At 67.6% G+C, this 23,629-nt stretch carries 23 protein-coding genes, 1 tRNA gene and 1 pseudogene; 12 read left to right on the top strand and 13 right to left on the bottom strand.

Annotated features, from left to right (window positions below):
- The first annotated feature begins 387 nt into the window (after positions 1-387).
- From CSW59_RS07630 to arfB, 3 genes are all read left to right on the top strand, one after another.
- A tRNA-Thr gene (locus CSW59_RS07630) sits at positions 388-462 on the top strand.
- 22 nt (positions 463-484) lie between these two features.
- A complete protein-coding gene (locus tag CSW59_RS07625) occupies positions 485-961 on the top strand; it encodes a YaiI/YqxD family protein (protein WP_099443471.1) in 477 nt (158 codons plus the stop codon).
- On the top strand, positions 958-1,383 hold the full coding sequence (gene arfB, locus CSW59_RS07620) for an alternative ribosome rescue aminoacyl-tRNA hydrolase ArfB (RefSeq protein WP_099443470.1): 426 nt from the start codon (positions 958-960) through the stop codon (positions 1,381-1,383). Before CSW59_RS07625 ends, arfB begins: the two co-directional genes overlap by 4 nt.
- Here arfB and CSW59_RS07615 read toward each other — a convergent pair.
- The 3 genes from CSW59_RS07615 to CSW59_RS07605 form a co-directional block, all read right to left on the bottom strand.
- Positions 1,380-1,913 carry a MarR family winged helix-turn-helix transcriptional regulator gene (locus tag CSW59_RS07615; RefSeq protein ID WP_099443469.1) on the bottom strand — a complete coding sequence of 178 codons (534 nt, stop codon included), beginning with the start codon at positions 1,911-1,913 and terminating at the stop codon, positions 1,380-1,382. The genes arfB and CSW59_RS07615 overlap by 4 nt on opposite strands.
- A gap of 164 nt (positions 1,914-2,077) precedes the next feature.
- The gene (locus CSW59_RS07610) at positions 2,078-2,293 is read right to left on the bottom strand and encodes a hypothetical protein (RefSeq protein WP_099443468.1); all 216 of its coding nucleotides are present in this window, start codon (positions 2,291-2,293) and stop codon (positions 2,078-2,080) included.
- A 52-nt stretch (positions 2,294-2,345) separates the two neighbouring features.
- The gene (locus CSW59_RS07605) at positions 2,346-2,852 is read right to left on the bottom strand and encodes a GcrA family cell cycle regulator (RefSeq protein WP_099443467.1); all 507 of its coding nucleotides are present in this window, start codon (positions 2,850-2,852) and stop codon (positions 2,346-2,348) included.
- A gap of 270 nt (positions 2,853-3,122) precedes the next feature.
- Between CSW59_RS07605 and CSW59_RS07600 the strand changes: the two genes are divergently transcribed.
- Together CSW59_RS07600 and CSW59_RS07595 are read left to right on the top strand one after the other, a co-directional pair.
- Positions 3,123-3,614, top strand: coding sequence for a cytochrome c family protein (locus tag CSW59_RS07600; protein ID WP_099443466.1), 492 nt, complete (start codon positions 3,123-3,125; stop codon positions 3,612-3,614).
- 1 nt (position 3,615) lies between these two features.
- Positions 3,616-3,993 (top strand): nuclear transport factor 2 family protein, encoded by a 378-nt coding sequence (locus CSW59_RS07595; RefSeq protein ID WP_099443465.1) that lies wholly within the window; start codon positions 3,616-3,618, stop codon positions 3,991-3,993.
- A gap of 77 nt (positions 3,994-4,070) precedes the next feature.
- On the opposite strand, the gene CSW59_RS07590 is transcribed toward CSW59_RS07595, so the two are convergent.
- The 4 genes from CSW59_RS07590 to CSW59_RS07575 all read right to left on the bottom strand — a co-directional run bounded on the left by CSW59_RS07590 (position 4,071) and on the right by CSW59_RS07575 (position 9,988).
- Entirely contained in the window at positions 4,071-7,205 is a 3,135-nt protein-coding gene (locus CSW59_RS07590; RefSeq protein WP_099443464.1) for an efflux RND transporter permease subunit, read from the bottom strand.
- Positions 7,205-8,311 carry an efflux RND transporter periplasmic adaptor subunit gene (locus CSW59_RS07585; protein ID WP_143754974.1) on the bottom strand — a complete coding sequence of 369 codons (1,107 nt, stop codon included), beginning with the start codon at positions 8,309-8,311 and terminating at the stop codon, positions 7,205-7,207. The genes CSW59_RS07590 and CSW59_RS07585 overlap by 1 nt, the downstream gene beginning before the upstream one ends.
- Before the next feature lie 115 nt (positions 8,312-8,426).
- Complete coding sequence (locus CSW59_RS07580; RefSeq protein WP_099443463.1) at positions 8,427-9,116, bottom strand: hypothetical protein; 690 nt, start codon at positions 9,114-9,116, stop codon at positions 8,427-8,429.
- A 98-nt stretch (positions 9,117-9,214) separates the two neighbouring features.
- On the bottom strand, positions 9,215-9,988 hold the full coding sequence (locus CSW59_RS07575) for a class II aldolase/adducin family protein (RefSeq protein ID WP_099443462.1): 774 nt from the start codon (positions 9,986-9,988) through the stop codon (positions 9,215-9,217).
- Between the two features lie 154 nt (positions 9,989-10,142).
- Between CSW59_RS07575 and CSW59_RS07570 the strand changes: the two genes are divergently transcribed.
- The 3 genes from CSW59_RS07570 to CSW59_RS07560 are packed head-to-tail and all read left to right on the top strand — an operon-like array spanning position 10,143 to position 12,766.
- Entirely contained in the window at positions 10,143-10,805 is a 663-nt protein-coding gene (locus tag CSW59_RS07570; protein ID WP_099443461.1) for a DUF969 domain-containing protein, read from the top strand.
- Complete coding sequence (locus tag CSW59_RS07565; protein WP_099443460.1) at positions 10,802-11,758, top strand: DUF979 domain-containing protein; 957 nt, start codon at positions 10,802-10,804, stop codon at positions 11,756-11,758. The genes CSW59_RS07570 and CSW59_RS07565 overlap by 4 nt, the downstream gene beginning before the upstream one ends.
- A 12-nt stretch (positions 11,759-11,770) precedes the next feature.
- On the top strand, positions 11,771-12,766 hold the full coding sequence (locus tag CSW59_RS07560; RefSeq protein WP_099443459.1) for a DUF2891 domain-containing protein: 996 nt from the start codon (positions 11,771-11,773) through the stop codon (positions 12,764-12,766).
- Between the two features lie 388 nt (positions 12,767-13,154).
- On the opposite strand, the gene smpB is transcribed toward CSW59_RS07560, so the two are convergent.
- Both smpB and dapA read right to left on the bottom strand, forming a co-directional pair.
- Positions 13,155-13,613, bottom strand: coding sequence for an SsrA-binding protein SmpB (gene smpB, locus CSW59_RS07555; RefSeq protein ID WP_099443458.1), 459 nt, complete (start codon positions 13,611-13,613; stop codon positions 13,155-13,157).
- Positions 13,613-14,497: a 4-hydroxy-tetrahydrodipicolinate synthase gene (dapA, locus tag CSW59_RS07550; protein ID WP_099443457.1), complete on the bottom strand. Its 885-nt coding sequence runs from the start codon at positions 14,495-14,497 to the stop codon at positions 13,613-13,615. Before dapA ends, smpB begins: the two co-directional genes overlap by 1 nt.
- A 287-nt stretch (positions 14,498-14,784) precedes the next feature.
- Here dapA and CSW59_RS07545 point away from each other — a divergent pair, with 287 nt between their 5' ends.
- Complete coding sequence (locus CSW59_RS07545; RefSeq protein WP_099443456.1) at positions 14,785-16,860, top strand: lytic transglycosylase domain-containing protein; 2,076 nt, start codon at positions 14,785-14,787, stop codon at positions 16,858-16,860.
- A 141-nt stretch (positions 16,861-17,001) separates the two neighbouring features.
- Here CSW59_RS07545 and CSW59_RS07540 read toward each other — a convergent pair whose 3' ends face one another.
- From CSW59_RS07540 to CSW59_RS07525, 4 genes are read right to left on the bottom strand one after another with little or no spacing between them, the layout of a single operon-like run.
- The gene (locus CSW59_RS07540; protein WP_099443455.1) at positions 17,002-17,757 is read right to left on the bottom strand and encodes an ABC transporter ATP-binding protein; all 756 of its coding nucleotides are present in this window, start codon (positions 17,755-17,757) and stop codon (positions 17,002-17,004) included.
- Positions 17,754-18,740, bottom strand: a complete 987-nt coding sequence (locus tag CSW59_RS07535) for a FecCD family ABC transporter permease (RefSeq protein ID WP_369825753.1) — start codon at positions 18,738-18,740, stop codon at positions 17,754-17,756. The genes CSW59_RS07540 and CSW59_RS07535 overlap by 4 nt, the downstream gene beginning before the upstream one ends.
- On the bottom strand, positions 18,737-19,543 hold the full coding sequence (locus tag CSW59_RS07530) for an ABC transporter substrate-binding protein (protein WP_099443453.1): 807 nt from the start codon (positions 19,541-19,543) through the stop codon (positions 18,737-18,739). Before CSW59_RS07530 ends, CSW59_RS07535 begins: the two co-directional genes overlap by 4 nt.
- Positions 19,544-19,547: 4 nt before the next feature.
- Positions 19,548-20,183 (bottom strand): TetR/AcrR family transcriptional regulator, encoded by a 636-nt coding sequence (locus CSW59_RS07525; RefSeq protein ID WP_099443452.1) that lies wholly within the window; start codon positions 20,181-20,183, stop codon positions 19,548-19,550.
- A 209-nt stretch (positions 20,184-20,392) separates the two neighbouring features.
- On the opposite strand from CSW59_RS07525, the pseudogene CSW59_RS07520 reads away from it, so the two are divergent.
- The 3 genes and pseudogenes from CSW59_RS07520 (at position 20,393) to CSW59_RS07510 (ending at position 23,575) form a co-directional block, all read left to right on the top strand.
- Positions 20,393-21,849, top strand: a pseudogene (locus tag CSW59_RS07520) (glycosyltransferase).
- A gap of 17 nt (positions 21,850-21,866) precedes the next feature.
- Positions 21,867-22,778 carry a class I SAM-dependent methyltransferase gene (locus CSW59_RS07515; protein WP_099443451.1) on the top strand — a complete coding sequence of 304 codons (912 nt, stop codon included), beginning with the start codon at positions 21,867-21,869 and terminating at the stop codon, positions 22,776-22,778.
- A gap of 5 nt (positions 22,779-22,783) precedes the next feature.
- Positions 22,784-23,575 (top strand): RNA methyltransferase, encoded by a 792-nt coding sequence (locus CSW59_RS07510; RefSeq protein ID WP_099443450.1) that lies wholly within the window; start codon positions 22,784-22,786, stop codon positions 23,573-23,575.
- Positions 23,576-23,629 lie beyond the last annotated feature (54 nt).

Genomic DNA, 23,629 nt, shown 5'->3' with positions numbered 1-23,629 from the left:
GATCCATACGCCCTCCCCCGCGACGGGGATGGCTATGATTGTGCGCGCGGTTTCAACGCGGATCACACAGCAGCGTGTAAAAGTGAGAAGTCGTTGAAATCGCTGACTTCGATTACGGATACGCGGATCATAGAGCGCCGCGAACGCTCGTAAAATCCTCCCCCCAGCGGGGGAGGTGTCGGCTCGAAGAGACGACGGAGGGGGAAGAGGCAGGGCCAGCAACACTTCCCCCTCCGTCCGCTGCGCGGACACCTCCCCCGCTGGGGGGAGGATTGGGGCGGACGACCACGCAAAGCGTGGTCAGGTGGGGGCCTGCGACGGTGGCCGGCTTGCCCAGACCCACATCGCTCGCTAAGGAAGACGCCCGCTCGGCTTCGCGTCGGGCATGCCGGCTTAGCACAGCGGTAGTGCAGCGGTTTTGTAAACCGAAGGTCGGGGGTTCGATCCCCTCAGCCGGCACCATTCTCTTTCCTCGGGTCGCGCGATGACCGCCACGCTCTTCATCGACGCCGACGCCTGTCCCGTGAAGGACGAGGCCTACAAGGTCGCCGCGCGGCATGGGTTCAAGACCTTCGTAGTGTCCAATAGCTGGATCCGCGTGCCGCTGACGCCGGCGATCGAGCAGGTCGTGGTCGACGCGGGCCCCGACATCGCCGACGACTGGATCGCCGAACGCTGCGGGCCGGGCGACGTGGTGGTGACCAACGACATTCCCCTGGCCGACCGCGTGTTGAAGGCCGGCGGCGCGGCCGTGGCGCCGAACGGACGGGTGTTCACACTCGATACGATCGGCTCGGCCCTGGCCTCACGTTCGATCGGCGAGCACCTGCGCTCGATGGGCGAAGTCACCAAAGGCCCGGCCGCCTTCGCCAACGCCGACCGCTCGCGGTTCCTGCAGGCGTTGGATCAGCTGGTGGTCAAGGCCAAGCGGGTGGTCCCACCGCCCCCTCGGCGCCCATGACGATCGACATCACCTCCTGGCTGCGCATCGACGAGGACGAGCTGGTCTGGAAGGCCGCGCGCGCCTCGGGCCCTGGCGGCCAGCACGTCAACAAGACGTCCACGGCGCTGGAGCTGCGGTTCGACGTGCGAGGCTCCCCGTCCCTGCCCGAGGACGTCAAGGCGCGGCTGGAGACGCTGGCAGGCAGCCGCCTGACCCAGGACGGCGTGCTGATCCTGTTCGCCCAGGGCTCGCGCTCGCAGGAAATGAACCGCCAGGACGCCCAGGCGCGCCTGGTGGACCTGATCCGCCGCGCCACCGAGAAACCCAAGCCTCGCAAGGCGACCAAGCCGACCTATTCCAGCAAGCTCAAGCGACTGGAAGGCAAGGCCAAGCGCGGGACGGTGAAGTCAGGGCGCGGACGGGTGAGGTTCGACGACTAAGCCGCCACGGGCGCCACGGGCGCCGGCGCGGAAAAGGCCAGGACGTCGTCCTTCCAGTCCGGCTCGGCGATCAGTCCCCCCAGCATCTTCTGCAAGGCGCGGGTCATCACAGCCTGCTCGTCAAGCGTGAGATGAGCGCAGATGTCGTGGTTCAGCGGCCGGATCTCGGCGCGGATCGTCGCCAGCAGGGCGCGTCCGGCCTCGGTCAGGCGAATGACGACGATGCGCCGATCGGCGGTCGAGGTCTCGCGCATCACCAAGCCGTCGACGATCAGGCTGTCGATCGAGCGGGTCAAGGTGGTGCGATCGGTGGCGGCGAGCTTGGCCAGGCGGGTCATCGACAGATCCCCGAACCGGCGCAGCGAAATCATCGCCACCCACTTGGCGAAACTCAGGCCATGACGCGCCAGCAGGTCGGCGGCCATGGCCCGCCGATGCTGCTCGGTCTGGTAGAGCAGATAGCTCAGGTAACTCGGCAGCGGCAGCGCATGGTCTTCTACCATCGCCGCGCGCTCTTCCCCCTCACGCATAATCTTTTTCGCCCCCCACAAAGCGGCGACTTGTCTGTCATAAGGTTAACGGCCACGCAATCAGCGCGCCCCCCCGGCGCAACGAAAAACCCCGCGAAAGGCTTCGCGGGGTCATGCCTTTCAATCTAGGCGGGAAATAGCCCTATCGACACGGCGCTAGACGGTCACGCGTCGATCGCGGCCCGGTTCCGCTGACGACCGCGGGTGAGCCAGTCGTCGGGATAGGTCTCGCGCACGGTGATCGACTTGAACTGGGTGACCGGGATCTCGGCGTGGTCACCGGGATTGAGGTCGCGCGACACCGAATGGCCGGCGAACTCCTCGATAATGGTGATCACTTGGCTGCTGCCGGCGGCGTTCTCGATCAGGACCATGTTCATGGGATTGTCTCGGCGATCGTACGTGAGGTTGATAGGATGGGAGTGATCGAACTCAGCCCAGGATGGACTGGACGCGCTTTTCGTTGACGCCCTTCAGCGCCCAGGCTTCGAGGGCCTGGCTCGAGCCGACCCGACGGAAGGCGCCCTGGCTGTGCTGCTCGCAATACGAGCCCCGGGCGCTGACCTTGGGACGACCGCAGAAGCCGAAGTCATCGCTGTCGGGATGGCCGATCGGCCAGCGGCAGGAGTGGGCGCCCAGGCCCAGGATGCCGGAGGTCGGCAGCAGATCCTCCTCGACGCGCTCGAATGTCGGAACCTGACGGGCCGCGGTCGTCGCCTCACGGGCGGGCCGCTGGCGAGAAGCCATGCGCGAGGACACGCGGATGGACGAGGCGCGCTGTCGGACCGGGGTTTCGCGGACGGTGATGCCCAGACGGTGCACCTTGCCGATCACCGCGCTGCGGCTGACGCCGCCCAGTTGCCGCGCGACCTGGCTCGCGCTGAGGCCCTCCAGCCACAGCTTCTTGAGGGTCGCTGTGCGTTCTTCGCTCCAGTCCATGATCTTGTCTTCCAGCCCTGCCCGGAGCCAGCCCGCTCCGTGGAAAAAGGGGTAAGATTTATGGTTAACAAGCGTCAAATGGTTATGTGCGAACCCACGGTTTGCGATTTCACTTTTCACTTAGAGAATCACATAGATATCGCCAATTGTCGCAGGCTTGACTGTTAGGGACCCTTGTTAGGTGACAAGGTCGGGGCCCAGATTTTATAAGGTTTTGGAATGCGTCGCGGCGTCGCAGAACCCGCGACGAAACGTCAGTCGGGAACCCTCATGCGAACGCTGAAATTGGTCGCCCTAGCCGCCCTCGCCATCTCGGCGGTCGCCTGTTCCAGGGACGGCGGCAGCTCGTCGGCGCCGCCGGCCGACGCGCCGGCCTCAGCCCCCACGGACGCCGAGAAGGCCGCGGCGCTAGCCGCCCTGCCCGCGCCCTACAACACCGGCGACCTCTCCAACGGCCAGAGGAAGTTCGCCCTCTGTCGTTCGTGCCATACGATCACCGAAGGTGGCCCCGACCTGACCGGGCCAAACCTCTACGGCGTGTTCGGACGCAAGGCCGGGGCCAAGGCCGATTATAACTATTCGGACGTGGTGAAGGCTGCGGGCTTCGTCTGGGACGCCGAGCATCTGGACAAGTGGCTGGCGGATCCGCGCGGCTTCATGCCCGGCACAAAAATGACCTTCGCGGGCCTGAAGGATCCAAAGGACCGGATTGACCTGATCGCCTATTTAAAGGTCGAGACGGGCTACAAGCCGGCGCCGTGACGTGAGACCGGCTTCACCCGACATCCAGGCGCGGGTCGAGCGTCTCTACGACGCCAACCAGCGGCGCGACTTCGAAGGGTTTCGCGCCCTCGTGCATCCACACCTGGAATGGCCCGACGTGACGCGTGGCGGCTTGTTGAAGACCCCTGCGGCCGTCCGCGCCTACTGGGTCTACAATGATCGGGCGCTGCGGATCGAAATGACGCCGGTCACGGTCGAGATCGACGACGAGGATCGCATCGTCGTCCTGGCCAACGTGGTAGTCTGGAACCTGGCGGGCAAGCTGTGGTCGGACCTGATGGCGCGCCACCGCTACACGCTGCGTGACGACCTCTTCTGGCGCATGGAGGTCCTGGACGTCGAGCGCCCCCGGCGGTAGGCCGGTCTCGTCGGAATTCGGACGCGTCAGCTTGCGCCGACGCGCCCTGCGCCCGTTCTGGCTCCTATGTGGAGCGCCTAGGCCGGAGACCCTTCGCCCTCGCCAGCTTTCTCCTTGGCCTCGTATTCCTCGATCTGACGCGACATCCACTCCGGCGACTTCGTAAAGCGCGCCAGCAGGTTGTAGAAGACCGGCACAACGAACAGCGTCAGCACCGTGGCCACGATCGCGCCCATGAAGATCACCGAGCCGATGGTCTGGCGGCTGCCGGCGCCGGCCCCCGTCCACAGCATCAGCGGCAGCGCGCCCATGGCCGTGGCGATCGAGGTCATTACGATCGGGCGCAGACGCAGGGCCGAGGCCTCGATGACCGCTTCGCGCACCTTCAACCCCTCGTCGCGCAGCTGGTTGGCGAACTCGACGATCAGGATGCCGTTCTTGGCGGCGATGCCCACCAGGATAATCAGGCCGATCTGGCTGTAGGTGTTGATGGTCGAGCCCATCATCAGGAGGCCGAACAGGCCGCCCAGCACCGCCAGCGGCACGGTCAGCATGATGACGGCCGGGTGGATCCAGCTTTCGAACTGCGCCGCCAGCACCAGGAAGACCAGCAGCAGGGCGAAGCCGAAGGCGATGCCGACCGCGCCGGAAGCCTCCAGATAATCCTTGGCCTGGCCGCCCCACTTGACGCTGACGCCGGGCGTCGGATTGGCGTCGGCCTGGGCCTGCAGGAAGCTGACGGCGTCCTCGACCGTGAATCCGGGCGCCAGCTGCGCCGTCAGCGTCACCGAGCGAAGGCGGTCGACGCGCGGACGGTCGGGCGTGTCGCCCCGCAGCTCGGTGGTCACCACCGTCGACAGCGGCACCAGGGTTCCGGCCTCGGTGCGCACCTGCAGCTGGTTGAGGTTGTCGATGCTGCGACGCTGCTCAAGTTCGGACTGCAGGATGACGTCGTACTCCTGGCCGTTCTTGATGTAGGTCGTCACCTGGCGCGAACCGAACATGGTCTCCAGCGCGCGGCCGATCGACTGGGTCGACACGCCCAGGCTGGCGGCCTTGTCGCGGTCGATCTGCACCGACAGACGCGGCGAGGTCGGCTCGTAGTCGATGCGCGGACGCGAGAAGCCCGGATTGTCCTGGGCGGCCTCCAGGATCGGCTTTAGCCAATTGGCGAGCTGGACGTAGTCGTTGCCCACGGCGATCAGGTCGACATTGGTGCCGCCGCCGCCCGCGCCACGCTGAAAAGCGCCGCGCACGGTCGCTACAGCGCGAGCGCCGGTGATCTTGCTAAGAGTCTTGTTCAGTTCGGCGGCGACCTCATCCGCCGTCTTGTCGCGTTCGCCCCAGTCCTTGAGCACCAGCACGCCATTGCCCGTATTGAACTGGCTCTGGCCAAAGCGCGGCACGGCGATGATCGTGCGGTCGGCGACCCCTTGCTCCCGGTACTTGGCCAGTTCCTTCTCCACCTGATTGGCGATCTGGGTGGTGTAGTCGAAACCCGCGCCCTCGGGGCCGCTGATCGAGACATCCACCCGGCCCCGGTCTTCGGCTGGCACCATCTCCTTGGGCAGAGCGATGAAAAGACCGGTCGCCGCGACGGCGAGGATCAGGACGACCAGACCCGTGGCCCAGCCCGCCGCCCGCGCGCCCAGCAGAAGCTCCAGCGAATGGCGATAGCTATCGCGCAGCTTGTCCATGGCGGAGTCGACGCGTCGCGCCAGCCAGCCGTCGCCCTGGGCGGGCTTCAGCAGCTTGGACGCCAGCATCGGCGACAGGGTGAAGGCCAGCAGGGCCGAGAAGCCGACGGCGGCGGCGATCGCCACGGCCAGCTCGACGAACAGACGGCCGGTATAGCCGGGCAGGAACATCAGGGGCGCGAACACCGAGATCAGCACGATGGTCGTGGCCACGACGGCGAAGAACACCTGCCGCGTTCCGCGCAGGGACGCAACCGGCGCCGGCTCGCCCTCGTCCACGCGGCGCTGGATGTTCTCGACCACCACAATGGCGTCGTCGACCACCAGGCCCACCGCCAGCACCAGGGCGAGCAGCGTCAGCAGGTTCAGCGAGAAGCCCAGCGGGGCCAGGACGATGAAGGTCGAAAGAATACAGATCGGAGCGACGATCGACGGGATCAGGGCCGACCGCCAGCTACCCAGGAACACCAGGTTCACGAGCGCGACCAGGACCACCGAAATCCCCATGGTGATCCAGACCTCGTGGATCGCCTCGGCGGTGAAGATCGAGTTGTCCACCGCCTTGATCAGCTGGGTGCCGGGCGGCAGCGTCTGGTTGATCGCCTTGATTTCCTGGTCCACGACCTTGGAGATGGCCACGTCGTTGGCCTGGGACTGGCGGGTCAGGAAGATGCCGACCTGGTTCTGGCCGTTCCCGCGGAAGATCTTGCGGCGCTCGTCCGAGCCCTCTTCCACGCGAGCCACCTCGCCCAGGCGGACGATGAAGCCGTTGGCGTCGGCGGCGCGGACCGGCAGCTGGGCGAAGTCCTCGGGCTTCGAATAGGAGCGGCTGACGCGGATCGTGAAGTCCTTGGCGGCGCTTTCGAGCGAACCGGCGGGCAGTTCGACATTCTCGGTGTTCAATGCCGTCTCGACGTCGTCCACCGTCACGCCGCGAGCGGCCATGGCGTCCGGATTGAGCCAGATGCGCATGGCGTAGAGCTGGCCATTGAGGCCCGCCTGGGCCACGCCCGGCACCGTCGACATTCGCTCGACCAGATAGCGGTCGGCATAGTCGGCCAGCTCGAGCGGCGACAGGGTCGACGAGGTCAGGTTCAGAATGATGATCGGCGAGCTGTCGGCGTTGGCCTTGGCGATCTGGGGCGGGTCGGCTTGATCGGGCAGGTTCGAGGTGACCCGGCTGACCGCGTCGCGCACGTCGTTGGCCGCATCGTCGAGGTCGCGGTCCAGGGTGAAGGTGATGTTGATCTGCGAGCGGCCGTCGCGCGAGGACGAGTTCACCCGGTCAATGCCCTGGATGCCCGCCACCTGGCGCTCGATCACCTGGGTGATGCGCTCTTCGATAACCTCGGCCGAGGCGCCGCGATAGCTGGTCGAGACCGAGACGACCGGCGGGTCAACGTTCGGCAGTTCGCGGATCGGCAGGCCGGTGAAGGCGGCCAGACCGATGACGCACAGGATGATCGCCGCGACGGCGGCGAAAACCGGACGGCGGACAGAAAGATCGGAAATCATCAGGGAGCCTTGCGCTCGCCGCCGTTACCCGGCTTGCCCTGGCCGCCGCCGACAGGCGCCCCGTCCTGCACGCGGTTCAGACCGTCCGCGATGATCTTGTCGCCCGCCTTGAGGCCCGAGCGAACTTCGACATAGCCGCCCTGGTCGAGACCGGTCTCGACATTGGTCCGGCGGGCGATCTGGCCCTTGGGACCCTTGGCGATCAGGAACACCGAAGCCTGGGTTCCTTCGAACTGCACGGCGGCCTCGGGCACAGCCACGGACTGGCGCACGCCCTGGTCGATCCCGACCTTGACCAGCATGCCCGGCCGCAGGCGGCCATCGGAATTCGGGAACTCGGCGCGCGCCTTGATCGCCCGGGTCGCCGGGTCGATGCGCGTATCGATCTGGGCGATTCGCCCCTGGAATGTTTCGCCCGGCAAGGCGTCCGGCCTGGCGTTGATGGGCAGGCCCACGCGGAGGGTCGTCAAATAACGGTCGGGAATCGAGAAGTCGACGCGGATGACCGAGGTGTCGTCCAGCGTGACGATCGCCGTTCCGGGGCTGATCAGCGCGCCTGGCGCGATATCGGAGATGCCGACCCGGCCCGAAAACGGCGCGCGGATCACGCGGTCCAGCTTCTGGGCCTGGGCGGAGGCGACGGCGGCCTTGGCCGTCTCATAGGCCGAAAGATACTGCTCGGCCGTGGCGCGGGGAGCGATCCCTTTCTCGGCCAGGGCTTTCCAGCGCTGATAATCTCGCTCGGCCTGGGCCAAACTCGCCCTCGCCTCGGCGATTCCGGCGTTCTCCTGGTCGGCCTTCAGCTCGACCAGCACCTGACCGCGGGACACGGCCTGGCCATCGCTGAAATGCACGGCCGTGATCATCTCGGCCGTATTGGAGGTGATGGTCACGGACTGACGCCCCTTGGCGACGCCCAGCACCTCGATGCGATCCGTGAACGGACGCTGCCCCACCACCAGCTGAGAAACGGGCGTGGCGCGCCCGCCGCCACCGCCGGCCCCGGCTTTCTCCTTGCCGGCGAAGGCCAGCTTGAAGCCGCCGACAACCAGCATCAGCACGACAGCCACCAGGGCCAGGATCAGAAAGAAGTGCCTGCGGATCAACGAACAGCTCCGGGCGCCACGAGCGGCGAAGTTATGGGTGCGGCGAGATATGACCTCAGCCTAAAGCGGCGTCCAGTGACAGGCGGATGACGGACTATTTCAACCCTGAAACAAGCTAGAGGCGACGCCAGACGGCAAGGACGACGCCACGATCCCGCGCGGTCTCCCGACCAGAGACCGTATCACGCCATCCAGCCTGAAGGCTCCAGTCGCCAAAGCTCCGCACCACAGACAGCTCAGCCTTGATCCAGCGCGCATCGAGCTCGCCGCGATCGGCCTGGCCCGCATAGGTCTGGGCCAGCAAAAGCCAGGACTTGGCCGGTCTGAAACCGAGCGTCGCGTCGATCCGGGTTTCGTCCGCCAGACCCTCTCGCTTGAGCCGAGCGGCCTCCAGGTCGACAAACGCCTCGCGTCCCCGCCAGACGGCCGAGCGGCCGTAGAGGACCCGCGCCTCAAGATCCAGACTGCCCTTTCCAGGCGCCGCGTAGCCCGCGTTTCGGCCCACACCGGCTTCCCCGGCGCCTAGATAAACGGCAAGCGATGAGCGGGGACCGCGCTGGGCGGTCCATCGAAGCCCGACCTCGATCGGTCCCCGGCCCGAATAGTCGACCCAAGGGTCGTGGCCGCGAGTCGCGCCCGCCTTGGCCTGAAGCGTCAGGCGAGGCGTCAGGCCCCGCTCGACGAACACCGACAGAACCTCATCCCGCCGAGGCGCGATCGGCGTCAGCCCGCCGCCAAGATCATAGCCCCGATCGGCGGTCGCGCGCTCGTACTTGACGATCACCTGGGCGCGCCCCGGCTCCATGGGCCACGCCCCAGCAAAGGCCCTACCCCCGCCCAGACATGAAAGAGCCGCCGCACCCAAAAGGATCGCGGCGGCTCTCGAAGCCGTGGAAGGCGCGCCTACTCCGCGTAACCGGGCAGCTCGCGGTCCAGCCTTCTGAGGCAGCCGGGCCAGGCCAGGCCGCCGATCATCCCCATGCCCATGCCGGTCTGGCGACGCACCTCCTCCTGAGCCGATTCCGGCGCCAGAAGGACGTTGTCTCGTCCGGTCGACAAGGCCATGACCTGCTGCGCGCACGCCCGCTCCAGAAAGAACATCCCCAACCAGCACTCAGCGGCCGTTGCGCCCACCGACAGCGTGCCGTGGTTGCGCAGCATCAGCAGCTTCTTGTCGCCGAGATCGGACACGATCCGCTCTCGCTCTCCCAAGTTGAGCGCAACACCTTCATAGTCGTGATAGGCGAGTTGAGGCAAGACGATCAGCGCATGTTGTGTCAACGGCAGCAGGCCATCGCGCTGGGCCGAGACCGCCACGCCCTGGTCTGAGTGCAGGTGCATGACGTACTGGGCGTCGTCGCGCGCGCCGTGAACGGCCGAGTGGATCGTGAAGCCCGCCGGATTGATGAAGTACGGCGTCTTGTCGACGATGTTGCCGTCCAGATCCACCTTGACCAGGCACGAGGCGGTCATCTCGCCGAAGAACATGCCGTAGGGATTGATCAGGAAGTGATGCTCGGGCCCCGGGATGCGGGCCGAGATGTGGGTGAAGATCATGTCGTCCCAGCCGTGCAGGGCGACCAGGCGGTAAAGGGCCGCCAGGTCCACGCGCGCCTGCCACTCGGCGTCGCTGACCTTGCCCTTCAGGGATGTAATCGGCAGTGAGCCGTCGGCCATGGGTGCCTCCCGTAGGTTATCATTGTTGACTTGAGCGTCGCGCCAGGGCGCCGAGGCGTCAAGTCCAACCTCGCCGAATGCGGTTTGGCCCTATGGCCTTGCCAGCACCGCCTTGGCGTCCGACGGTCGCATCGGACACGGGGAGTCGTTGGGGATGCTGACCCTTCTGGGCGTGGCGGTAATCGTGCTGGGCTTTGCCCTGCGCTTCAATCCGCTGCTGGTCGTGATTGCCGCCGCGATGACGTCGGGGCTGGCCGCAGGGCTGACGGCGGTCGAGGTGCTGGCGGCGTTCGGCAAGGCCTTCAACACCAATCGCTATGTGAGCGTCGCCTGGCTGGTCCTGCCGGCCATAGGCGTTCTGGAGCGAGCCGGACTGCGCGAGCAGGCGCGGCGGACGATCCAAGGCCTGCGTGCGGCGACCGCCGGCCGCATCCTCCTGGCCTATCTGGCCTTGCGCCAGATCGCGGCGGCGCTGGGCCTGACCCAGGTGGCCGGCCAAGCCCAGACCGTGCGTCCGCTGCTGGCGCCGATGGCTGAGGCGGCGGCCGATCCGCTGTCCGACGACGACCGTCAGCGTGTGCGGGCGATTAGCGCGGCGACCGACAATATCGGCCTGTTCTTCGGCGAGGACATCTTCCTGGCGATCGGCTCGATCCTGCTGATCGTCGGTTTCTTGGACCAGAGCGGGATCACGGTCGAGCCGCTGGCCCTGTCGGTCTGGGCGATCCCGTCCGCCATCGCCGCCTTCCTGATCCACGGGGCCCGCTTGCTGCTGTTCGACCGCACGCTGAAGCCCCAGGCGGAGGACGCCGCGTGATCGGCCTGCCGCTCGTCTATCTGCTGTCCGGCGTGATGTTCGCCGCCTTCGCGGGCCTCAGCCTGGCGGACCGCGAGAATCCCAAGCGCCTTGGCAACGCCGCCTTCTGGGGCCTGTTCGCCCTGAGCTTCCTGGCCGGAGACCACCTGGGCGACCTTGGCAACGGCGTCCTGGCGCTGGCCCTGGCCGTGATCGCCGGAGCGGGTCAGTTGGGCGTCGGAGTTCCGAAGACCACCTCGCCCGACCAGCGCGAAAGCCTGGCCGCTCGGTATGGCGCGCGCCTGTTCGTTCCCGCCCTGGTCATTCCCGTCTTGGTCCTGGCGGGCTCCCTGGTCTTCAAGCGCCTGACCCTTCACGGGACCCCGCTGGTCGATCCCAAGCAAGCGACGCTGATCTCGCTGGCCCTGGCCGCCCTGGTCGCGGCGGTCCTCGCCCAGGTCATGTTCCGCCAGCCTCCCGCCTCGGCCGTGCAGGAGGGGCGTCGGCTGATGGACCTGGTCGGCTGGGCCGCCCTGCTGCCGCAGATGCTGGCGGCCCTGGGGGCGGTCTTCGCCCTGGCGGGGGTGGGCAAGACGATCGGCGAGCTCGCGGTGATGATCACGCCCGCCGATAGCCGCTTCGCCGCCGTCGCCGCCTACTGCTTAGGAATGGCCGTCTTCACGATCATGATGGGCAACGCCTTCGCCGCCTTTCCGGTGATGACGGGCGGCATCGCCCTGCCCTTGGTCATCGGCAGATTTGGCGGCGACCCGGCCGTGGTCTGCGCCATCGGCATGCTGTCGGGGTTCTGCGGCACCCTGCTGACGCCGCTGGCGGCCAACTTCAACCTTGTGCCGGCCGCCCTGTTGCAGTTGAAGGACCGCTACGCCGTGATCCGCGCCCAGGCGCCGACAGCGGTCCTGATGCTGATCGTCAATGTGATCCTGATGAACGCCCTCGCCTTCCATGCTTGAGACCGGCCGCCCATGAGTCTGGCCCGCGCCACGGCCTCGCGCTTCGCCAGGATCGCGCTGGGGCACCTGACCCGCGAGTACCCCAACAAGCTGGACCACGTCATGGGCGGGCCGGAAGACGTCCGCTCGCCGCGCGAACTGCATCCGATCTTCTTCGGCAGCTTCGACTGGCACTCGTGCGTGCATGGCTACTGGCTGCTGGCCACCTTGCTGCGCCTGCGTCCCGAGATGCCCGAGGCCGACACCATCGTCGCCCTGTTTGACGACGCTTTCACCACGGAGAAGGTCGCCGGCGAGGTGGCTTATCTGGCGCGCCCCGAAAGCCGGGGCTTCGAACGTCCTTACGGCTGGGCGTGGAGCCTGATGCTGCAGGCCGAGCTGCTGCGCCACAGCCGCCCCTGGGCCGGCGCCCACGCCCCCCTCGCCCTAGCGTTCAAAGCCCGCTTCGAGGCCTTCCTGCCGATCGCCGACTATCCGGTCCGAGCCGGGACCCACTACAACACCGCCTTCGCTCTGGTGCTGGCCTACGAGTACGCCGAGATGACGGGCGACCAGGCGCTCTACGAGCTCATGCGCAACCGCGCCCTCGTTTGGTACGGCGAGGACGCCGCCTGCCAGGCCTGGGAGCCGTCGGGCGACGACTTCCTGTCCCCGGCCCTGATCGAAGCAGAGGCCATGCGCCGGCTGCTGCCGCCCGAGCGCTTCGAGCTATGGTTCCCGCGCTTCCTGCCCGACCTGGCGCGCAAGCAGCCGGCCACACTGTTCACGCCCGCGCGGGTCAGCGACCGCACTGACGGTAAAATCGCCCACCTCGACGGCTTGAACCTGTCCAGAGCCTGGTGTTGGCGCACGCTGGCCAGCGCGATGTCTGAAGCCGACCCGGCTAAACCCCATGCGATCAGCGCTGCGGTGAACCATTTGGCCGCCGCGATCCCGCATGTTTCCGGCGACTACATGGGCGAACACTGGTTGGCGACCTTTGCCCTTTTGGCGTTGGAGAATGGCTAATCCATCATCGAAGTAATCGACGCTGGATGATCATTTGACAGCGTTGGCAATCTTGGACTTCCGCCAAGCACAAGACTCCCGAAACGGACTCGATTGGCGACCTCCCCGGGGGTTTATGCTGCGAACAATCGTCGCGCCCGCGTATTGACCCCCGTTGATCAGGATCAAGTCACGCTAAAACTGAATCGTGGATTGATTCGTCACGCCCAAGAGGCGTGTGGGAGCGGGACTACAGATGGCCCAGACGCGTACCGACGTCCGCGCGGACGTCCGCCGGTATCTCATCGCCAGTGTCGCCGGATTTTGCCTCGGCATGGCGCTGGGCTTCTTGATGATATTCGGCCTGGGCTGAACAAGACAAAGCCACGACGATCGCGGACGACCTCTCTTAGTCGCCGCGGTCGCCCTTCATCAGGCGCGCCTTGTCGCGCTGCCAGTCGCGGTTAGCTTCGGTCTCGCGCTTGTCGTGCAGCTTCTTGCCCTTGGCCAGGCCGATCTCAAGCTTGGCCAGACCTTTCTCGTTCCAATAGAGCTTCAGCGGGATCATCGTCCGGCCGTCACGCTGGACCGCGCCGATCAGCTTGTCGATCTGCTTGCGATGCAGCAGCAGCTTCCGGTGGCGGCGCGGCTCGTGGTTAAAGCGGTTGGCGTGGCCGTAGGGCGGAATATCGGCGTTGATCAGCTTGATCTCACGCCCTTCGACCGAGGCGTACGATTCAGCGATGTTGGCCCGACCGACGCGCAGCGACTTCACCTCGGTGCCGGTCAGCATGATGCCGGCCTCGAAGGTCTCCTCGATGAAGTAGTCGTACCGGGCGCGCCGGTTCTCCGCGATCGGCTTGGTCATTATTCGAGACCGGCCTCGCGCATGGCGTCCAGGATCGTCGGACGCACGGCCTGCGCGCAGGGCGTGATCGGCAGGCGGACGTCCTCCGCGCACAGGCCAAGATGCGACAAGGCGAACTTGGTCGGGGCCGGCGAGGAGTCCAGGAACAGAGCCTTATGAAGGCGCACCAGGCGATCCTGCCAGTAGAGGCCGGTCTCCCAGGCGCCTTGCATACAGGCGTTCATGAAGGCGGCGCAGGCCTCTGGCGCGACATTGGCGGTGACCGAGATCACCCCGTGACCGCCATGGGCCATGTAGCCCAGCGCCGTCGGATCGTCGCCAGTCAGCAGGATCCAGTCGGGCCCGCACATCAGGCGCTGAAAGCTGATGCGGGTCAGGTCGCCGGTGGCGTCCTTGATGCCGACGATGTTGGGCAGCTTGGACAGGCGCGCCAGGGTTTCGTTGGAGATATCGACGCCCGTGCGGCCCGGCACGTTGTAGACGAACACCGGCAGCTGGACGGCGTTATTGATCGCCTCGTAATGGCGATAGAGGCCTTCCTGGCTGGGGCGGTTGTAATAGGGCGTCACCACCAGCGCGGCGTCGGCGCCGACGGTCTTGGCGTGACGGACCAGCATGATGGCCTCGTCGGTCGAGTTGCTGCCCGCGCCGGCGATCACCGGCACGCGGCCGGCGGCGGTCTTCACGCACAGTTCGACGACCCGCATGTGCTCTTCGTGCGAAAGGGTCGAGGTCTCGCCGGTGGTGCCGACGGGCACAAGGCCGTGCACGCCGCCCGCGATCTGGCGCTCGACCAGCGCCACGAAGGCTTTCTCATCGACCTCCCCGTCCTTGAACGGCGTGACGAGGGCCGGAATGACGCCCTTGAACGGGGAATGGACCATGACTTGCAAATTGCCGTGAGAATGGCGCCGCGTCGGTTGCGGCAGGACGAAGGAGGCGGACAATATGTCCCTGCCCCGCCGTCCCGCAACCGGGCGCGTCGAGGCTGGAGCGGTTTGATCGGACGAGGCCCTCGGGTCAAGTCCCGCCAACCCTCCTTTAAACATAATCCGGCCTGATCTTATTTCGGATCCGGATTTGCGATTCGAGGACGACCCTTACGCTGGCGCGTATCCGGCTGGCGGATGGTTCGAAGGCCCTGGCTCAGGGCCGGGTTGAGGAGTGTGTTTTGGCTTCAGTTCTACGCCGCATCATGCTCGGAGGGGCTTGCATCGTCGCCGTTTGCGGCGTCGCCGACGCCCAGACGACCACGCCCGACCTCGCCAATGCGTCGTTCAGCGCGGGCGCGGCGTTTATCTCCGACACCGACGCCTCCACCCTGCGCACAGCCCTGTCCGCCGCCAAACGAGGCGACGTCTCGGGCGCGCGATCAGCCATGGCCAGCCTTGGTGATCCGGTCGCGCGCAAGATCGCCCTGTGGGCGCTGGTCGACGCCAACGCCGAGGCGCTGAGCTTCTACGATCTCGACTCGGCGCGTCGAGAACTGGCCGACTGGCCGCGCGGCGCCCGTCGCGACGCGGCCGTCGAGCGAGCCCTCGGCACCTCGGGCCTAGATCCGGCCCGCATCGTCGCGTGGTTCGGTGGCGCTCAGCCGGCGACGGCCGAGGGCGTCATGACCCTGGCCAGCGCCCTGCAGGCGACCGGCCGCCAGCAAGAGGCGACGGACCTGATACGCCGCACCTTCCGCGACAAGGTGTTCGAAGCCGACGCCCAGCGCGCCATGATCGCGCGGTTCGGCGCCATGCTGACGCCGGACGACTACGTCCGCCGCGCCGACATTCTGCTCTACGGCCAGCAAGGCCCGGCGGCGCGTGAGATCGTCGCGATGCTGTCGGAGACGCAGCAAGCGGCCTCCCGCACGCGCATCGCCTATCGCCAGGGCGCGGCCAACGCGAACGATCTCTACAACGGCCTGACCCCAGACCTGCAGGACTCGCCTGGCGTGGTCTTCGAGCGCGCGGCCTATCTGCGCCGCAAGGGCATGGAGACCCTGGCCCTGCCGATGGTGGCGAACTTCCCGGCCCCGCCGACGGAAGAGGCCTCGACCACGATCTGGAAGGAGCGCAAACAGCTGGTCGTCGCGGCCCTGCAGGCTGGCGACAACGTCGGCGCCTACGCCGCCGCCAGCAACACCCGTGCCCTGACGCCCACCGAGATCGCCGAGTCAGAGTTCTTCGCTGGCTGGATCGCGCTCTCGCGGTTGAGAAATCCAGACGCCGCCGCCGCCCACTTCGCCCAGATCGCCGCCGTCGGCGCCTCGCCGATCACCAAGGGCCGCGCACTCTACTGGCAAGGCCGCGCCGCCGAGGCGCAAGGCGACCCGATCGCGGCCCAGGCCTTCTACTTCGAAGGCTCGCGTTACATCACCACCTTCTACGGGCAACTCTCGGCCGAGAAGGCGGGGCTCCAGGAGCTGCGCCTTGAGGGCGATCCGGTGATCACCGCCGCTGATCGGGCGCGGTTCTATAGCCGCGAGCAGGTGCGCGCCGCGCGGATCCTGGCCGACATCGGCGCGCGCGACCAGTTCCGCAGCCTGATGCTCTATATCGACGACGTCCTGCCGAGCCTCCCGGAGATCGCCCTGTTGGTCGACATGGCGCGCGGCTATGGCGACCAGGACCTGGCCATGCGCGCCGTGCGCGCCGCTGCTCAGAGGGGTTTTGTCCTACCTGAGCGCGGCTATCCGCTGCTGCACCACCACTTCACGCCAATTCCCGGCGCCGCCGAGACGGCCTTCGTCTATTCGATCTCGCGCCAGGAAAGCAATTTCGACCCCGAGGCCCGCTCTGGCGTCGGCGCGCGCGGCATGATGCAGCTGATGCCGGCCACCGCCTCGCTGGTGGCGCGCAAGCTGGGCGAAGACCACTCGCTCGATCGCCTATCCGACGCCTCGTACAACATGCGCCTGGGCTCGGTGTACCTGGGCCAGATGGTCAACACCTTCAGCGGCTCGTACATCATGGCCGCTGCCGCCTACAACGCAGGCCCTGGCCGTCCGGCGCGATGGGTCAACCAATGCGGCGACCCGCGCGGCGCGACGACCGACCCGCTCGACTTCATCGAGTGCATCCCGTTCTCCGAAACCCGCAACTACGTGATGCGGACGTTGGAGACGACCATGGTCTATCGCGCGCGGCTAAGCGGCGGCGCCACGCCCCTGACGCTCTCTAGCGACTTAAAGCGCGGCGGCTACAGCTACAGCGCGGCGGTAGCCTCGGCCGAGACGGTGGCGGCGCAGCCTTAAGGGTTAGCTGGCGGACAAAGGGCTTCACAATACCTTGTCATCCCGGCCCGCAGCGCAGCGGAGAGCCGGGCCCCAGGGGCCGCCGCACTGCCCCCCGGGTCGGCTTCGCCGCCCGGGATGACGAGAGTTTTGATATCATGGCTAAACCCGCCGAGCCGCCAGCACCAAGCCGGCCGACGTCTCGACCAGGCCGCCATCCAGCCCGAACACCTGCGCCAGAACGTCCTTCGACAGCGCCTCGCGCGGCGCCCCCTCCGCGACGATGCGGCCCTGAGAGACGACAACCACGCGATCACAAGCCCGCGCAGCGAGACCCAGGTCGTGCAGCGTCACCACCACCGCCGCCCCGCCCGCCGCCTCGGCGCGCAGAAGGTCCAGCGTCAGCAACTGGGCGTCGGGATCAAGGCCCGCCACCGGCTCGTCGGCCACCAGCAGCGGCGCGCGGGTCGCCAGCAGCCGCGCCAACAGCACCCTCGCCCGCTCACCGCCCGACATGTCGAGCACGCCACGATCGGCCAGATCGCCAGCGCCGACGCGCGTCAGGCAGGCTCGGGCGAGCGCGTCGGCCTCCGTGTCGGAAAGATCGCTCGCCCCCAGCGCGGCGATCATCCGGGCGGGCAGATTCCAGGCCGCGCGGCGCTCCTGCGGCAGGTAGCCGACCAGGCGCGCGCGCGCTTCGGGCTTCAGCGAAGTCACCGGCTGCCCCGATAGCCGCGCTTGCCCCGCCTCCAGCGGCAGGAGGCCAAGACCCGCGCGCAGCAGGCTGGTCTTGCCCGCGCCGTTTGGTCCGACGATGCCGACAACCTCGCCAGAGACGACGCGCAGGCTCGCCGCCTCCAGAACCGTCTTTCGCCCCTGGCGAGCGGTCACCGCGTCGAGCGTCCAAATCGCGCTCATGACCGCCAGCTCCGCGCGGCGCGCCAGGCCAGGAGGCCAAAGGCGGGCGCGCCGAACAGGGCGGTGACGACGCCCAGCTTCAGCTCCTGCTCGGTCGGGATCAGACGCGCGGCGAGGTCGGCCACGACCAGCAGCAGCGCTCCCGCAAGGGCCGAGGGCCAAAGGATGCGCTTGGGATCATCGCGCACCAGCGCCCGCACCAGATGCGGGGCGGCCAGACCGACGAAGCCGATCACGCCCGCCGCCGCCACCGCCGCGCCAGTCAGCAGGGCCGCGCCGGCGACCGCATAGACCCGCAGCCGCGCCATCGGCAGGGCCGACATCCGCGCGGCCTCCTCGCCCAGGGTCAGCATCCGCAGGCCGTCTCCGGCGCGCAGGCAGAGCGCCACGCCGATGGCCATGGGGATCAGGGCTCGCAGGGCGTCCATGGCGTCGCGGTTCTGCACCGAGCCCATCAGCCAGGCCAAAATCTCGGCCGTCGCAACCGGCGAGGGCGACAGGTTGAACACCAGGGCCGTCAGGGCGCCGCCGAACGCCGAGAGGGCGACGCCAAACAGGATCAGTACCTCAGGCTCGCGGAACCGCGCGGCCAGGGTCACGACCAAGCCGCCAGCGACCAACGCGCCGACCAGGGCCGACAGCTCGATCGCGCCGGGAATGGCGGCGAGACCAGCCGAGATGGCGATCGCGGCCCCCAGGCCCGACACCGCCGAGACGCCCAGCACGCCGGGGTCGGCCAGCGGATTGCGCAGCAGGCCCTGCATGGTCGCGCCCGCCAAGCCGAGAGCCGCGCCGACCAGGGCCGCGACGGCGACGCGCGGCGCGCGGATCGTCCACAACACCTCTCCAGGCGGCGAGCCCGGCTGGGTCAGCGCCTGGACGTACTGGCTCCAGGTCAAAGGCGTCTCGCCCAGCGCCACCGCCGCGATCGCGGCCAGCGCCAGGACCAGCAGCATCAGCAGGCAAAGTCTAACAAGGCTCATCGCGACGCCTCCGCCAGCATCCGCGCGCCGTCGGCCGCGAACCAGCCGGGGCAACCGACCACCGAGGCGGGCAGCGAGGCTGCCGTACGGGTCGCGACCACGCGCTGGAGGGCGGCGTGGCGTCCCGGCCCCCAACGGTCCGCCCCCGCCCACGCCATGTCGAACAGCCCCAGCACCACGGCCGTCGGCGGCGTCATCACCAGCCCCTCCAGCGAGACGGGCGCGAAGTATGGCGTCTTGGAAGCGTTGGCGTAGCCGGCCGATTTCAGCATGGCGTCGATCAGCGTGCCCGATCCGGCCGTAAAGCCGCCCGGTGTCAGATAGAGCGCCGACCGCCCCTTCCCCGCTCCCGCCGCGCTGGTGAGTTGAGCGTCCATTCGGGCGATGACCGCCTCGCCCTCGGCGCGACGGTTCAGAGCGATGGCCACCTTGCGCACATTGACGCGGACGCCGTCGAAGTCGGCGGCGTCGTCCAGCGTCACGGTCGCCACGCCCTTCTTCTCGATCGCCTTGGACAGCCGGGCGTCGCCGCCCCACAGGCGCACCACCACATCTGGGCGCGCGGCGACTAGACTCTCGAACGTCGCCCGCCGCAAAGGCAGGCCGGCCGCCGCGCCCCGCATATAGCTGTCCCGCGAAACGGCGCGGTGCGACAGGCCGACGATGCTGTCGCGCGGGGCCAGGGCCAGCACATACTGGTCGGCGCAGGAGTCCAGCGACATCACGCGCGGAGCCGCCAGGGCGAAGCCAGGCGCGAGCGCCAGCGCCGCCACAAGGGCGCACAAGGCCTTGGCGGCGCTCATGAAATCAGTCCGTGACCAGGCCGTGCAGCAGACCGTCCAGCATTACCTTCATCAGCCCCTCGGACGAAGACCAGCCGCGCGAGGGCTTGGTGATCAGCAGCGACACCAGGCCATGGCAACCCGCCCACAGCACCTCGGCCGCCTCGACCGCCGAGCCAGAGCGCAGGCGGCCCTGGGCGGCGATCTGGTGCACCGGCTCACTGAACTTCTCGAAGCAGCGGTCACCCAGCGACAGGAGGTCGGAGATCTTGTCCTGCGAGATGTGCTCGCCGGTGCTGCAGAACACCAGTTGGTAGGTGTTGGGGTTGTCGAGCGCGAACGTCATGTACGCCTCCAGCATCAGGCGCACGCGCGCTACCGGGTCGACCGGCTGGGCGGCGATCTGGATGTTCAGAGCCAGCAGACGCTCGATGGCGTCGTTGCTGATCTCCATCAGAATCTGGTCCTTGTCGCGAAAGTGCATGTAGAGCGCCGTCGACGACACGCCGACCGCGTCGGCGATCTTGCGGATCGTCGCGCCCGAATAGCCTTCGGCGATGAAAATCTTCTCGGCGGCCTCCAGGATTTCTCCGCGCCTAAGATGCCCATCCCCCTTGGGCTTACGCGCAGACTTTTGAGGCTTCTTCAGAACAACCGTCACGGAACTCGCTTCCCCTGCATTTCCCCAGTCCAACACTAAACGGGAATCACCCAGCCGTCGCAAGAACGTGCGTGACGGGAAGAATTTCCGCCCCTGTGACTTCGCGCGCGCGAGGAAGAGCCCTAAAACGCGTGTTTTTCCATTTGACACTTTTTGGTTGAGATACCGTTATCCACGCCGTTGGGGCGATCTGGCGTCTTGGGGCGACGATGGCGCGTGAAGAACGGCGTTTAGAACCGGCGCTTGCGCCGGCGGGCGGACTTGCGCCCGGAGTTCAAAGCTTTGAGCACGATACGGCGACGCGAGCGCCTTCGAGCGAAGATTCCCGCGCGAGGATTGTACGGGATGGCGCTCACCTTTCCCTGTCGCGAGCCCAGGCTGCGGGCATAGGCCTGACGGGCTTAGCGATCGCGGTCACCCTGGCGCTGGCGCCGAGCACCGGCCTGATCGGCGTGCATCACCTGTTCTTCGCCGTATTCTTGCTGGGCGGCCTGACACGTTTGGCGGCCGCCTGCACACCGCTGGAGCCCCTTTCTTCACCGCCCCTGGCCGATGGAAACCTGCCCGCCTACACCATCATCGCGCCGCTCTACCGCGAGGCCGAGGTCGTAGGCGAGCTGCTCCAGAACCTCGCCGCGATCGACTATCCGCGCGACCGGCTGCAAGCGCTGATCGTGCTGGAAGCCGACGATACCCAGACTCTGACGGCCGTGCGCGCCTTGGACCTGCCGGCCTTTGTCCAGGTGTTGGTGGTCCCGCCGGGAACGCCCAAGACCAAGCCTCGCGCCTGCAATCACGCCCTGGCGCGGGCCCGGGGCGACCTCGTGGTGATCTACGACGCCGAGGATATGCCTGATCCTGGCCAACTTCGCGAGGCGGCCGCCCGCTTCGCCGCTTCTGACCCGCGCCTGGCCTGCCTGCAGGCGCCGCTGCGGATCGAAGACCCGGGATTTTCCGTCTTTCTCCTTCCCAGTTTCGCCTGGAGTACGCGGCCCACTTCGAAGTGCTGCTGCCGGCCCTGGCGAAGTGGGGCTTGGCCTTTCCGCTGGGCGGCACCAGCAACCACTTCAAGGTCGGTCCTTTACGCGAAATCGGCGCCTGGGACGCCTACAACGTCACCGAGGACGCGGACGTCGGCTTTCGGTTGGCCGCAGCGGGCTATCGGCTGGGCGTCATTTCCAAGCCGACCTGGGAGACCGCCCCGACCACCTGGCGCCAGTGGCTTCCCCAGCGGGCGCGCTGGATCAAGGGACACATGCAGACCCTGGCCGTCCACTCGCGCGGCCGCGTCGTCCGTCAGGCGCGGAACGCCACGGCCCTGCTCCTGACCTTGGCCCAGTCGGTGGCGTCCTCGCACCTGCATGGCCCGGTGATGGCGGCGGCGATCGTGGCGGCGGCCATCGACTACTGGCCCGACGCCAGTTTTGACATTCCCGCCGCCGACCTCGTGCTCTACGCCCTGGGCTGGAGCGCGGCGGCCCTCGCCGGCGCGCGCGGCATGCTGCGCGCCCAGGGCAAGCCCAAGGCCCTGCACCTCTTGGGCATGCCCCTCTACTGGCTGCTGCAGAGCGTGGCGGCGGCCAAGGCGCTACATCAGTTCGTGACCGCCCCGCACCGCTGGGACAAGACGCTGCACGTCCCGCGCTCTGGACGGGTCAGGCTGTAAACAGGTATGGGCGGGCGATGGCTCCGAAGATCGCTCCCGCCCCCATCGTCATGCGCACCACCGGCTGGGCCGACTACGCCCTGCTGGACAGCGGTCACGGCAAGAAGCTGGAGCGCTATGGCCGCTACACCGTCGTGCGTCCCGAGCCGCAGTGCTTCTGGGCGCCGCGCCTGGACCAGAAGGCCTGGGACAACGCCGACGCCGTCTTCGACCCCACCGACGAGGACGAGGCCGGCCGCTGGCGCTTTAAGGGCGCACCGATCGAGAAGTTCCCGCTTGGATGGGGCGGCGCCAAGTTCCACGGCCAGTTCACGCCGTTCCGCCACCTGGCCTTCTTCCCCGAGCAGGCGGCCAACTGGGCCTGGCAGGACGAGCGCGTGCGCGCCTTCGCCAAGACCTCGGGACGTCAGCCCAAGATTTTGAATCTGTTCGGTTACACGGGCGTGGCCTCGCTGGTCTGCGCGGCCGCCGGCGCGGCTGTCACGCACGTGGACGCCTCCAAGAAGTCCGTCGGCTTCGCGCGCGAGAACGCCGCCTTCGCGGGCCTTGCGGAGAAGCCGATCCGCTGGATCGTCGAGGACGCCCGCAAGTTCGTGGCGCGCGAGGTCCGGCGCGGCAATGTCTATGACGGCATTATCCTAGATCCACCCAAGTTCGGCCGCGGCGCCGACGGCGAGGTCTGGCGCCTGTTCGAGGACCTGGCGGCCCTCTCCAAGGACTGTGCCGCCCTGCTCAACGAAGATGCTTCGTTCCTGCTGATGAACGCCTATGCCGCCCGCGTCTCGGGCGCCGCGATGTCAGGCCTGCTGGCGCAGGAGCTGGAAGGCAGGGGCGGCGTCATCGACTGGGGCGAGCTTTCGCTGGTCGAGGACAGGGGCGACCGGCAGATCGGTCTCTCCTTCTTCGCCCGCTGGTCGTCGGAGGGATAAGTCAGATGAGCACCAAGACCGTCACCTCCCTGACCAACGCCACCGTCAAGGCCGTCCGCGCCCTGCACATGCGCAAGGAACGCGAGGACAGCGGCCTGTTCCTGGCCGAGGGCCTGAAGATCGTCATCGAGGCGATCGACTGCGGCCATGCGCCCAAGATCGTCATGTACGGCCCCGATGCCGCCGAGCATCCGATGCTGAAGAAGGCCGTCGCCGCCTGCCTGAAGGCCGGCGGCGAAGTCATTGAGGTCAATCGCGAAATCCTCGAGAAGGTCTCGCGCCGCGACAACCCGCAGGCCGTGGTCGCCGTCTTCCGCCAAGTGTTCACGCCGCTTTCGACCATCGCCCCGGAAAGCGCGCCTTGCTGGGTCGCCATGCAGGCCGTCCGCGATCCGGGCAACCTCGGCACCGTCATCCGCACCGCCGACGCGGCCGGCTGCGGCGGGGTGATCCTGGTCGGCGACTGCGTCGATCCCTATTCGGTCGAGGGCGTGCGCGCGACCATGGGCTCGATCTTCGCGGTCAAGATCGCCAAGGCCACCATCCCCGAGTTCCTGGCCTGGCGCGAAACCTGGCCCGGCAGCGTGGTGGGGACGCTGCTGACCGCCACGGTCGATCACAAGTCCGCCGACTATGTGAAGCCGTCGCTGATCCTGATGGGCAACGAGCAACAGGGCCTGCCGCCCGAGCTGGCGGCGGCGTGCGATGTCAACGTGAAGATCCCGATGCGCGGCCGGGCCGACAGCCTGAACCTGTCGGTGGCGACGGGGATCATGATCTATACGGTGACGGGGTAGCGGTCGAAGTTCCTCCCCCGCCTTGCGGGGGAGGTGGCCCAGAGGGCCGGAGGG

This window comes from Caulobacter sp. BP25 (assembly GCF_002737755.1).
Lineage (GTDB): Bacteria > Pseudomonadota > Alphaproteobacteria > Caulobacterales > Caulobacteraceae > Caulobacter.
This window is presented reverse-complemented; position numbering and strand designations above follow the sequence as displayed.

Excerpts from the sequence above, each read along its gene's own strand:
- CSW59_RS07625 (WP_099443471.1), top strand. The coding sequence starts at position 485 with ATGACCGCCACGCTCTTCATCGACGCCGACGCCTGTCCCGTGAAGGAC.
- arfB (WP_099443470.1), top strand. The coding sequence starts at position 958 with ATGACGATCGACATCACCTCCTGGCTGCGCATCGACGAGGACGAGCTG.
- CSW59_RS07615 (WP_099443469.1), bottom strand. The coding sequence starts at position 1,913 with ATGCGTGAGGGGGAAGAGCGCGCGGCGATGGTAGAAGACCATGCGCTG.
- CSW59_RS07610 (WP_099443468.1), bottom strand. The coding sequence starts at position 2,293 with ATGAACATGGTCCTGATCGAGAACGCCGCCGGCAGCAGCCAAGTGATC.
- CSW59_RS07605 (WP_099443467.1), bottom strand. The coding sequence starts at position 2,852 with ATGGACTGGAGCGAAGAACGCACAGCGACCCTCAAGAAGCTGTGGCTG.
- CSW59_RS07600 (WP_099443466.1), top strand. The coding sequence starts at position 3,123 with ATGCGAACGCTGAAATTGGTCGCCCTAGCCGCCCTCGCCATCTCGGCG.
- CSW59_RS07590 (WP_099443464.1), bottom strand. The coding sequence starts at position 7,205 with ATGATTTCCGATCTTTCTGTCCGCCGTCCGGTTTTCGCCGCCGTCGCG.
- CSW59_RS07580 (WP_099443463.1), bottom strand. The coding sequence starts at position 9,116 with ATGGAGCCGGGGCGCGCCCAGGTGATCGTCAAGTACGAGCGCGCGACC.
- CSW59_RS07575 (WP_099443462.1), bottom strand. The coding sequence starts at position 9,988 with ATGGCCGACGGCTCACTGCCGATTACATCCCTGAAGGGCAAGGTCAGC.
- CSW59_RS07570 (WP_099443461.1), top strand. The coding sequence starts at position 10,143 with ATGCTGACCCTTCTGGGCGTGGCGGTAATCGTGCTGGGCTTTGCCCTG.
- CSW59_RS07560 (WP_099443459.1), top strand. The coding sequence starts at position 11,771 with ATGAGTCTGGCCCGCGCCACGGCCTCGCGCTTCGCCAGGATCGCGCTG.
- smpB (WP_099443458.1), bottom strand. The coding sequence starts at position 13,613 with ATGACCAAGCCGATCGCGGAGAACCGGCGCGCCCGGTACGACTACTTC.
- dapA (WP_099443457.1), bottom strand. The coding sequence starts at position 14,497 with ATGGTCCATTCCCCGTTCAAGGGCGTCATTCCGGCCCTCGTCACGCCG.
- CSW59_RS07540 (WP_099443455.1), bottom strand. The coding sequence starts at position 17,757 with ATGAGCGCGATTTGGACGCTCGACGCGGTGACCGCTCGCCAGGGGCGA.
- CSW59_RS07535 (WP_369825753.1), bottom strand. The coding sequence starts at position 18,740 with ATGAGCCTTGTTAGACTTTGCCTGCTGATGCTGCTGGTCCTGGCGCTG.
- CSW59_RS07530 (WP_099443453.1), bottom strand. The coding sequence starts at position 19,543 with ATGAGCGCCGCCAAGGCCTTGTGCGCCCTTGTGGCGGCGCTGGCGCTC.
- CSW59_RS07515 (WP_099443451.1), top strand. The coding sequence starts at position 21,867 with ATGGCTCCGAAGATCGCTCCCGCCCCCATCGTCATGCGCACCACCGGC.
- CSW59_RS07510 (WP_099443450.1), top strand. The coding sequence starts at position 22,784 with ATGAGCACCAAGACCGTCACCTCCCTGACCAACGCCACCGTCAAGGCC.